The 1,619-nt window shown below is 73.7% G+C and carries 2 protein-coding genes; both read right to left on the bottom strand.

Annotated features, from left to right (window positions below; all coding sequences use genetic code 11):
• Positions 1-53: 53 nt before the first annotated feature.
• Positions 54-674: a TasA family protein gene (locus tag BMZ50_RS23485; protein WP_177212970.1), complete on the bottom strand. Its 621-nt coding sequence runs from the start codon at positions 672-674 to the stop codon at positions 54-56.
• A gap of 143 nt (positions 675-817) precedes the next feature.
• Positions 818-1,486, bottom strand: coding sequence for a response regulator (locus BMZ50_RS23480; protein ID WP_177212969.1), 669 nt, complete (start codon positions 1,484-1,486; stop codon positions 818-820).
• Positions 1,487-1,619 lie beyond the last annotated feature (133 nt).

Here is a 1,619-nt window from a genome sequence, read left to right as displayed (position 1 = left end):
GGGGAGGACGGCGGTCATGGCGGGTTCTCCGGTCGGTCAGCTCGGGGCGGGGCTCAGCGCGCGGTGCCGTTGCGCTGCGTGCCCTCGAAGACCAGTGACAGCTGGGTGTCCAGGCCCTGGAAGTTGTTGTTCGCCGAGGTCGGCAGCGAGATGGTGAAGACGAGCTGGTCCGCGCCGCCGGGGTTGAGGCTGGCCGGGGTCACCAGGGCCTCGTTGGTGCGGGCGACTCCACCCGGGGCCACGAGGTTCCGCGTGGTGCCGTTCGTGCAGGTGTAGGTCGGGGCGTTCGGTGCGCCGCCCTGCGTCCAGGTGCCGGAGCAGGCCTGCAGCGACAGCTGGAGGCCATTGGTCTTGTCGGTGGTCAGCACGTTCGACTTCGAGGGCGTGACGCTCAGGGTGACCGAGGACAACGCCGAGCCGCCGTCGTTCCGGAGGGTCACGAGGCGGCTCATCGTGTCGCCGGGGACGAAGCCGGTCGTGCTGGCCGGGATCGCGATCGGGCCCTGGGCCAGGTCGATGCTGACCGTGCCGGACTGCACCTGGGTGGAGACCGGGGCGGTCGAGTCGGTGAAGGTGCCGAAGGTGCCCAGGCCGGCGACCGCGGCGGCGGTGCCGATCACGCCGAGGGAACCGACGACCTTGCGGGCGGTGCTGGTGCGGGTCTTCTTGCTCATCTTCAGCGTCTCCTGCATCGGGGAGGGCCGGAACAGGGTGTTCCGGCGACACCGATGACTCTGGGGACCGAACCGCAGGTCACCCGCCCGCGAGCCGCAAGAATGACGCAAGAGAACCGCGGATCTCCGGCGAGGCCGGAGGATCAGGCGCCGGCCACCGCGTGCAGCTCGACGACCAGATCGTGGGCGAGGATGCCGCGCCGGGCGTCCTGGGTGATCGCCTGGCAGACCGCCGCCACGTCGGGGTGGCCGAGCTGGGCGCTGGTCCCGGCAAGGGCGGTCGAGGCTGCGGCGAGCGCCGGCGCGTTCCCCGTGCGGGCGCCGTCCGCGATCGCGGAGAGCCGGCCCGGCAGGGCGCTGGCGTAGAGCTCCTGCAGCCGGTCCATGAGGTCGGCGTCGACGTCCTCGTCGTGCAGGTCGCCGACCTCGCGGATCTCCTCGAGGATCCCGGCGGTGTCCGGTCCGCCGGCCCGGCCGCGCAGGAAGTCCAGCAGCAGGCCGGCGTCGACCGGTTTCGGCAGGCACGCCAGTGCGCCGGCGGCTGCGACTGCGGCCCGGTCCTCCGTGGTGGCCTCGCCGGCGACCGTGAGGAGGTGGGCCCGGCAGCCCACGAGCCGGAGGCGGCGGAGCAGGGCGGCACCCTCGGCCGCACCGGCGGCGAGATCGGCCACCACGAGGTCGAACTCGTGGCGGCGCGCCAGCCCGAGGGCGTCCCGGGTGCCGGTGGCCTCCCGGACGTCCCAGCCGAACAGGCGGAGCAGGTCCGCGATCCGGCTGCAGCCGGCGGCGTCGACCACCAGGGCGCTCAGCACGGCCGTGCCGCCCCCGGGTCGGCCGGGGTCTCCTCGTTCTCCGGGTCCTTGGTGGGGCGCCAGATGGTGAGCAGGAGCCAGCCGGCGAGCAGGGTGGGGGCGCCGTAGACGAGTGCCTGGCTGAGCCAGGGGG

Origin of the sequence: Geodermatophilus ruber (assembly GCF_900114385.1) — a bacterium.
In the GTDB taxonomy this organism is placed as follows: Bacteria; Actinomycetota; Actinomycetes; order Mycobacteriales; family Geodermatophilaceae; genus Geodermatophilus; species Geodermatophilus ruber.
The sequence above is the reverse complement of the archived record's forward strand: the minus strand, read 5'-3'. Positions and strand labels throughout refer to the sequence as shown.

Coding starts and splice junctions, on each gene's coding strand:
- BMZ50_RS23485 (WP_177212970.1), bottom strand. CDS start 674: ATGAGCAAGAAGACCCGCACCAGCACCGCCCGCAAGGTCGTCGGTTCC.